We start from the raw sequence: 3601 nt of genomic DNA, 5'->3' as shown, positions 1-3601 counted from the left end.
TAGGATTTATATGAAGCTGGGATCCGCCTGAGGATCCGGGTATGATGGGGATCCGGCCTGTACGGGCTCAGGGCGAACAATAATGCGGCAGCGCTGCGAGAAATCTGCAGGGATAAGCCCCTGCTTTCTTCTCAGAATTCACGTAGCGACGCCAGGCGGATAATCGGCGGAAACATGACACATACGGCACTCCTGCCGGGCCTGATCGGCCCGGAGGACGGCGACATCACCGGGCGGCTGCGCGAGTTCGTAAGCGATCGGGAAGCCTTCTCGGACAACACGTGGCAGCAGCTGCTCAGCGTGATGCGCATTGCCGGCCGCTGGGCGGCGGAGCACGGCCGGTCGCTGCTGCCGATGGCGCCGGCCGATCTGCGCGATTACCTGCTGTGGCTGCAGGCCTCCGGGCGCGCCTCCTCCACCATCAGCACGCACGCCGCGCTCATTTCAATGTTACACCGTAACGCCGGACTAATGCCGCCGAACACCTCTCCGCTGGTTTTTCGCGCGGTAAAGCGCATTAACCGTACCGCCGTTGTTCAGGGAGAACGGGCTGGACAGGCCATTCCGTTTCGTATTACTGACCTGCTGAAGCTGGATACTGCCTGGTCAAGTACCGATCGACTGCTGCAGACGCGCGATCTGGCCTTTTTGCACGTGGCTTACGCAACCCTGCTGCGCATCAGCGAGCTCGGCAGGCTGAGGGTTAGGGACGTGACCCGGGCATCCGACGGGCGCATCATTCTGGACGTGGCCTGGACTAAAACGATCGTGCAGACCGGCGGGCTTATCAAGGCGCTCGGCGAGCTGTCAACGACGCGCCTGACGGAATGGCTGACTCACTCCGGGCTGATCTCCCAACCGGACGCATATATCTTCGGGCCGGTGCATCGCTCAAATCAGGCCGTGGTCAGCACCGTTAATCCCCTCTCAACCCGCGCCATTGAGGATATTTTCGGCCGTGCGTGGCGCGAAGCCGGTTCTCCGGGTGAGGTGAAAGCCAATAAAGGCCGCTACCGGGGCTGGACAGGGCACAGTACGCGCGTTGGCGCAGCAGTCGATATGGCCATGAAGAAATACAGTACCGCGCAGATCATGCAGGAAGGAACCTGGAAAAAACCGGAGACGGTGATGCGCTATATCCGCCACGTGGATGCACACGCCGGTGCCATGGTTGATTTTATGGATAACCATCTTTCAGGCTGATGATGGCTGGTAGTGTGTTTAACAGATATCAGTTCTGATTGCGGAAGGTGTCTGCATAGTGCTGGAAAGTGCGCATGAGTGCATTGTTTCCTGCTGAAGCCATGGTGTGTGCGGGCTTTAGGACGGCCAGGATGCTGTAAGCGTCTTCATTAAAAAATCCCCGGGTGTAGACCAGTGCAGTATCACTCACCTGCCGGAACTGCACCCGCTGCCCGTTGAAGGGAACTATTGAAACAAGGTCCAGATGGATGTGGTAGATCTCAGAACTGATAATGGATTCAGGGCGATCGTAGCGGCAGTCACGGCCAAAATAGTCTGGCTTACGCCCGTAGCGTTTATACAGCTCAAAATCACGCAGTAAATCATCTGCGAGTTGTGGAGGCACATCCGGATGAGACGCAAAAAACGCGTGAAAGTAACGGTCGCAGGAATCCGGATTAAGACTGACGCTGAAGCTCACCAGGCGTTACTCAGTGACGGGTGCCGGCGGTGCGTGTTCCGTGCTCTGCAAGCCTGCGAAGGTGCATCAGGTTAATATTGCTTTCCTGGCGCTCGGCTTCACCGGTCATCTGCTGCAGCAAATCCTGCAGATCGCGCGCGGCTTCCCTTGCAAGTGAAACGGGGCGCAGATAGGCCTGTTGTGCAGTATCCGTCTTCCCCGCCATTTTTACGGCAGACTCGAGTGCGCGTAACTCGAGAAGCAGGATCGAGACCGACTCATGGATACTGTCCCCAATCCGGGTCGCTTCATCAAAGTCTGACATGCTGGCGAGGACATGGTAGGTGGTGCGAAGATCTTCGCGGACGCGCGCCAGGTCTTCCAGAGCCTGTGACAGCGGATAGGCTTGACCGATTACATCACTTATGCCTGCTGAACGTGTCCCCTGGGGCCATGCGTTTGATTTGCGAAAGTGCGCGTTGAACGCGGCCGCAATGTAAGGCATGTCACAGGCAAAGTTATTCAGGTTACTCATATCAGCTCCGGCTCCGGCTCCTCGGCGAGGTTTGTCATCATTTTACACCAACTGCATCGGACTGTCTCAGGGTTAAACAGACCGGAAGGTCTGACAGCCTCATAGAGTTGAACACTCTCTCTTGTGAGTGAATCTTCAAATATTGTGTGGTGTATAAGTGATTATAATCTGAACTGAAGTCTGTCCAGGCTGCTGGTAATATAGATTTCATTTACTGGCGCCTGGCATTATCCGGCGGCCTCACGTATGACATGAAGGAAAACGTAATGGCAGTCGATAAAAACGGATTTATCTCCCAGCCTGACTTCGGGGGATTTCAGCCTGCCTTCTCGCAGCTTGTCACTGACAGCGTGCATCAGCTTACCGCTGCGGTACCGGGCCTGATCCACAGCATCTATGTTTATGGCAGCCTGGCTGAAGGCAGGGCAATTGAAATGCAGTCTGATGCCGATCTTACCGTGATTTTCTCTCAGCAGCCGGGCGCGGACGCGTTTGAAAAAATAGCCGCGGCTAAATCTGCTCTTGAGAGTCATTATCCGGTAATCAGTAAAATCGATATCGACCCGGGCGTACTCGATAACGTTTTGCTGCCTGAGAACAGAGATCGCTGGGGATACTGGCTCAGACATCAGTGCGTGTGCGTTTATGGTGAAGACCTGCGAGAACGCTTTGAGCCTTTCAAACCCTCCAGAAAAATTGCGATTGCCGTCAACGGGGATTTTGTCACTGTACTGAATGATTACATATCCCGGATGAAACCCTCATTAGAGCCAATAAAGCGACATGCTTTGCAGCGGGCGGCTGCCCGTAAGGCTATTCGTTCTACAAGCATTCTGAGAGACGAAAATGATTCAGACTGGCCGGCAACGCTCGAGGAACACTGCATCAAGTTTAACGACAGGTATCCTGCCCTTGTGGAAGAGATGGACTATTTGCTGAGTATCAGTCAGCGCCCGCGCGGTGATATCATGGCTTTTGCCAGCAGAATTTCGACATTTGCGTACTGGCTGAACGCCGAATTCAGCACGCGAAATCGATAATCATCCAAGGTGATCCAATAATTTATACAGCTTGCAAAAATTCATCATTTAAAGCCCCTTCCCCGTGGTTGCCGGAAATTAAATGATGCAGCAGGGGATCCGTTGTACTGGCATGACGTTGCCATCCTGCACGCTTCAGCAGCGCATCGACAGCAGGAAGATCGGCGGTGATGCGTACAGCGAGAGGGGAGATCTGAAGCCCATCGTCATCGAATCCGGTTTCCAGATCGTTTTTCCTTAAAAAGACTCCCGGCACCTTCGGACTCAGTTTAACCGCGCGGCGCCCTTCCCATTTAGACTCGGTGAGAACGCCGTAATTAATACCCGTCAGCGTAATGGCGTGCATCACGTGCTGGAGGCGGAATAAATCATTCTGCGCCAGCA

The 3601-nt window shown here is 54.6% G+C and carries 4 protein-coding genes and 1 pseudogene; 2 read left to right on the top strand and 3 right to left on the bottom strand.

The window, feature by feature from the left end:
- The first annotated feature begins 174 nt into the window (after window positions 1-174).
- Entirely contained in the window at window positions 175-1203 is a 1029-nt protein-coding gene (locus QMM04_RS21525) for a tyrosine-type recombinase/integrase (RefSeq protein WP_282996994.1), read from the top strand.
- Between the two features lie 28 nt (window positions 1204-1231).
- On the opposite strand, the gene QMM04_RS21520 is transcribed toward QMM04_RS21525, so the two are convergent.
- The gene (locus QMM04_RS21520) at window positions 1232-1663 is read right to left on the bottom strand and encodes a type II toxin-antitoxin system YafO family toxin (RefSeq protein ID WP_282996993.1); all 432 of its coding nucleotides are present in this window, start codon (window positions 1661-1663) and stop codon (window positions 1232-1234) included.
- Between the two features lie 10 nt (window positions 1664-1673).
- Window positions 1674-2177: a hypothetical protein gene (locus QMM04_RS21515; protein ID WP_282996992.1), complete on the bottom strand. Its 504-nt coding sequence runs from the start codon at window positions 2175-2177 to the stop codon at window positions 1674-1676.
- A gap of 266 nt (window positions 2178-2443) precedes the next feature.
- Here QMM04_RS21515 and QMM04_RS21510 point away from each other — a divergent pair, with 266 nt between their 5' ends.
- On the top strand, window positions 2444-3217 hold the full coding sequence (locus QMM04_RS21510; protein ID WP_282996991.1) for a nucleotidyltransferase domain-containing protein: 774 nt from the start codon (window positions 2444-2446) through the stop codon (window positions 3215-3217).
- A gap of 22 nt (window positions 3218-3239) precedes the next feature.
- On the opposite strand, the pseudogene QMM04_RS21505 reads toward QMM04_RS21510, so the two are convergent.
- A pseudogene (locus tag QMM04_RS21505) lies at window positions 3240-3601 on the bottom strand (hypothetical protein); the annotation flags it as partial.

Source organism: Pantoea sp. Pa-EAmG, from assembly GCF_030024295.1.
GTDB classification, from domain to species: domain Bacteria; phylum Pseudomonadota; class Gammaproteobacteria; order Enterobacterales; family Enterobacteriaceae; genus Pantoea; species Pantoea dispersa.
The sequence above is the reverse complement of the archived record's forward strand: the minus strand, read 5'-3'. Positions and strand labels throughout refer to the sequence as shown.

Excerpts from the sequence above, each read along its gene's own strand:
- QMM04_RS21510 (WP_282996991.1), top strand. The coding sequence starts at position 2,444 with ATGGCAGTCGATAAAAACGGATTTATCTCCCAGCCTGACTTCGGGGGA.
- QMM04_RS21515 (WP_282996992.1), bottom strand. The coding sequence starts at position 2,177 with ATGAGTAACCTGAATAACTTTGCCTGTGACATGCCTTACATTGCGGCC.
- QMM04_RS21525 (WP_282996994.1), top strand. The coding sequence starts at position 175 with ATGACACATACGGCACTCCTGCCGGGCCTGATCGGCCCGGAGGACGGC.